A 4,503-nucleotide genomic window follows, 5' to 3' on the forward strand; every position below is an offset into this window, starting at 1 on the left:
TGTGGCCGATGTTCGACTTGATCGAGCCCAGTTGCAGCGGCCGGTCGGGGGTCCGCTCCCGGCCGTAGGTGTTGAGGATCGCCTGCGCCTCGATCGGGTCGCCGAGCTTCGTGCCCGTGCCGTGCGCCTCCACCACGTCGACGTCCGCGGCGGCCAGGCCCGCGTTCGCCAGGGCCTGGCGGATCAGCCGCTCCTGGGCGGGCCCGTTCGGGGCGGTCAGGCCGTTGCTGGCGCCGTCCTGGTTGACCGCGGTACCGCGCACGACCCCGAGGATCGGGTGCCCGTTCGCCTGCGCGTCGGCGAGCCGCTCCAGCAGCAGCATGCCCGCGCCCTCGCCCCAGCCGGTGCCGTCCGCCGCCGCGGCGAAGGGCTTGCAGCGCCCGTCCGGGGCCAGGCCGCGCTGGCGGGAGAACTCGACGAACGCCGACGGGCTCGCCATCACCGTGACCCCGCCGGCCAGGGCGAGCGTGCACTCGCCGGACCGCAGCGCCTGCGCCGCCAGGTGGATCGCCACGAGCGACGACGAGCACGCGGTGTCGATCGTCATCGCCGGGCCCTGCAGGCCGAACGTGTAGGCGATGCGGCCGGAGGCGACGCTGCCCGCGGTGCCGGTCAGCAGGTACCCCTCGGTCCCGGCCGGCCCCTGCCCGAGTTCGCCGCCGTAATGCTGCGCCGAGGCGCCCGCGAAGACCCCGGTGAGGCTGCCGCGCACGGTCGCCGGGTCGATGCCGGCGTCCTCCAGGGCCTCCCACGCGGTCTCCAGCAGCAGCCGCTGCTGCGGGTCGATGGCCAGGGCCTCCCGCGGCGTGATGTCGAAGAACGCCGGGTCGAACCGGTCGGCGTCGTGCAGGAAGCCGCCGTGGCGGGCGTAGGAGCGGCCCGCCGCCTCCGGGTCGGGGTCGTACAGCTCGTCGAGGTCCCAGCCGCGGTTCGTCGGGAACGTGCTGATCGCGTCGGCACCGTCGGCGACGAGTCGCCACAGGCGGTCGGGGGTGTCGGCGCCGCCCGGGTACCGGCAGGCCATGCCGACGATCGCGATCGGCCCGTCGCCGTGGTGCCCGGCCGCGGCCGTCACAGCCACCGGTGCCGGCCCGGCGCCGGTGGTCCCGGCGGTGCCGAACGCGTCGCGGAGGTGCTCGGCGACGGCGTACGGCGTCGGGTGGTCGAAGACGAGCGTGTTCGGCAGGTCCAGCCCGGTCGCCTCGGCGAGCCGGTTGCGCAGCTCCAGCGCCGTCAGCGAGTCGAAGCCGGCGTCCTTGAACGGGCGGTCGGGCCGGATCGCGTCGACGCCGGCGTGCCCGAGGACCGCGGCCGTGCTCGTGCGGGTGGTGCGCAACAGCAGATCGAGGCGGGCATCGGCGTCGAGGCCGGCCAGCCGCTCGCTGAGCGACGCCGCGCGGGCCGTGGCCGGCGGGACGAGGCCGTGGAACAGCGGCGGCAGCGCGTCGCCGTTGCGCCGGAGTGCGGCCAGGCCCAGCCGCGCCGTCACCCGGTGCGCGGAGCCCGCCGCGAGGGCCTGGTCGAGCAGGTCGAGGGCGTACCGGTCGGTCATCGGCACGACGCCGAAGCGGGCGAGCCGGTCGCGGTCCTGCGCGGTGAGGGCGCCGGTGAGGGAGTCGTCGCCGCTCCACATGCCCCAGGCGAGGGACACGGTGCGGGGGCGGTGCCGGGCGAGGGCGTCGAGGTAGGCGTTGGCGGCGGCGTAGTTGGCCTGGCCGGGCGTGCCGATGACGCCGGCGATGCTGCTGTACAGCACCAGCGGTACCCCGTCCGGGAGCGCCTCGGCGAGGTGCCGGGCGGCGTCGGCCTTGCCCGCCAGGACCTCGTCGAGCCGCTCGGGCGTGAGCGCGGTCAGGGTCGCGTCGCGGGTGACGCCGGCCGTGTGCAGTACCGCGGCGATCGGCCCGTCGACGCCGTCGAGCAGCGCCCGGACCTCGTCGGGGCGGCTCACGTCGCGGGCGACGACACGCGCCTGCGCGCCGAGGGCGGCAAGGTCGGCCACGATGCCCGCGGCGGCCGGGTGGTCGGGGCCCCGCCGGCCGGCCAGGACGAACCGGCGGATGCCGTGCCGGGCGGCGAGGTGCCGGGCCGCGGCCCGGGCGAGGGCGCCGGTGCCGCCGGTGACGACGACGGTGCCGTCCGGGTCGAGGACGATCGGCTCGGCGTCGCTGTCGGTCGCGCGGGCGAGGCGGGGCGCGAGGACGCGGCCGGCGCGGATCGCCTGCTGCGGCTCGTCGAGGGTGAGGCCGGTCCAGTCGCCGTCGTGGTCGACGAGCGTGACGCGGCCCGGATGCTCGGACTGCGCCGAGCGGACCAGGCCCCAGACGGCGGCCGCGGCCGGATCCGGCGCGGGGTCGGCGCCGGTCGCGACGGCGCCGCGGGTCAGCAGGATCAGCCGGGACTGCGCGGCGACGACCCGCTGGAGCAGGGCGAGGGTCCAGGCGGTCAGCTCGTGCAGGCCGCCGTCCTCGGGGAGGGCTGCGATGATCCGGTCGGGCTCCTCCCAGCCGGTGAGGTCCGCGGGGGCCGCGTCGACCGGCACCCAGTCGACGGCGTAGGCGGGGTGGGCGGCGGCGAGCCGGCCCGGCTCGACGGGCGCCCGGGTGACGGTGGTCGCCGCGATCGTGGCGCCGTCCGGGCCGGTGACGACGACGGTCGCGGTGTCGGGCCGCCGGTGGTCGGCGGTGAGGTGGAGGCGGACGGGGCCGTCGCCCGCGAACGGGTCGATCGTCGTGCCCTCGAACCGGACCGGGAGCCGGGCGTCGTCGGCGGGCCACCGCTGCAGCGCGGCCTCGATCAGCATGCCGACGCGCTCGCCGTGCGCCTCGATCTCCGCGGTGGGCGCGGGACCGGCCGGGGCGGCGACGGCCTGGGCGGTCGCGGTGAGGTGTCCCTCGGCGTGGCGGGTCCAGGGGCGCTCGGCGGCCGCGGAGAGCACGGTGACCTCGCGCCGCCCGTGGTCGTCGGCCGGGCCGACGTGGACCTGCAGCCGGATGTCGCCGTCGCCGTCGACGACGAGCGGTGCGGGCAGCGTGAGGTCGGCGACGTGCGGGGTGCCGGCCCGCCGCCCGGCCAGCGCGGCCAGTTCGAGGAGCAGGGCGGCGGGGACGACGGGGGTGCCGTCGACGGTGTGTTCGGCCAGCCACGGGTCGGTGCGGGGGCTGAGCCGGCCGGTGAGGAGGTGGCCGCCGTCGGGCAGTTCGGTGGTGGCGGGCAGCAGCGGGTGCTCGGTGGCATCCAGGCCGGCGGCGGCGACTCCGCCGGTGGCGGCGGGCCGCAGCCAGTACTGCTCGTGCTGGAACGGGTAGGTGGGAAGGGCCACGTGCCGGCCGCCGGGTGGGAGGAGGTTGTCCCAGTTGATGGGGATGTTGTGTTGGTGGAGGCGGGCGATGGCGGTCGTGTAGGTGTCTGTTTTGTTCGGGTTCTGGGTGGGGATTGTGGTGTGTTCGGCGGCGAGGGTGGTGAGGGTGGTGTCGGGTCCGAGTTCGAGGAGGACGGCGCCGGTGTGCTGTTGGAGGTTGTCGTGGTGGCGGACGGTGCCGCGTAGATGCTGGGTCCAGTACTCAGGTGTGGTGGGGTCGCCGTTGGTGGTGAGCGGTGTGTGGGGTTGGTGGTAGGTGAGGGTTGCGGCGATGGCGTGGAATTGGTCGAGGATCGGTTCCATCAGTGGTGAGTGGAACGCGTGGCTGACCTTGAGGGTCTTCGCGTTGCCGGTGATGGCGCTGAGTTCGTCGGCGTCGCCGGAGAGGACGAGGGAGGTGGGGGTGTTGATGGCGGCGATGGCGACGCCGGGTGTGAGCAGCGGCGTGATGTCGGCTTCGGTGGCGGTGACAACGGCCATGGCCCCACCCGGTGGGAGGCTTTGCATGAGGGTGGCGCGGGCGGTGACCAGGGTTGCGGCGTCCTGCAGCGAAAGAATGCCGGCCAGGTGGGCGGCTGCGATTTCACCGACGGAGTGTCCGATGTAGGCAGTCGGCCGGATGCCGTGGTGGGTCAGGAGCCTGCCGAGAGCGACCTGGAACGCGAACAGGGCCGGCTGCGTGTTGCCCGTCTGGTGGAGTTGGTTGTCGGGGTTTGCCCACATGATGTCGCGTAGGCCGGCCGGGAGTAGGGCGAGGGCCTCGTCGAACGCGGCGGCGAAGGCGGGGTAGGTGTCGTAGAGTTCGCGGCCCATGCCGGTGCGTTGGGAGCCTTGGCCGGAGCATTGGAAGACCAGCGGTGGCGGTTCGTTCGGGGTGTGGACGATGTCGTCGAGGTCGAGCGCTGTGCGGTACTCGAAGTGCGTGCGCCGGGCGAGGGTGTGGGCCACGTCGAGCCGGCGGTGCTCGTGGAGGTGCGCGGCGAGGCGGCGGCGCTGCTCGCGTACCGCTTCCTCGGTGCGGCCTGATACGACGAGGGGCAGGGTGCTGTCCGGGATCGGGTCCGGGATCGAGTCCGCGGGCGGGGCTTCCTCGATGATGAGGTGGGCGTTGGTGCCGGAGATGCCGAATGAGGAGATCGCGG

At 75.1% G+C, this 4,503-nt stretch carries 1 protein-coding gene; it reads right to left on the reverse strand.

Annotation, left to right across the window (positions count from 1 at the left end; translation table 11 throughout):
* The coding region (locus tag ABZS66_RS60675) for an SDR family NAD(P)-dependent oxidoreductase (RefSeq protein WP_354773940.1) at window positions 1-4,503 on the reverse strand (4,503 nt) is incomplete at both ends.

Source organism: Dactylosporangium sp. NPDC005572 (assembly GCF_040605515.1).
Classification (GTDB): Bacteria; Actinomycetota; Actinomycetes; order Mycobacteriales; family Micromonosporaceae; genus Dactylosporangium.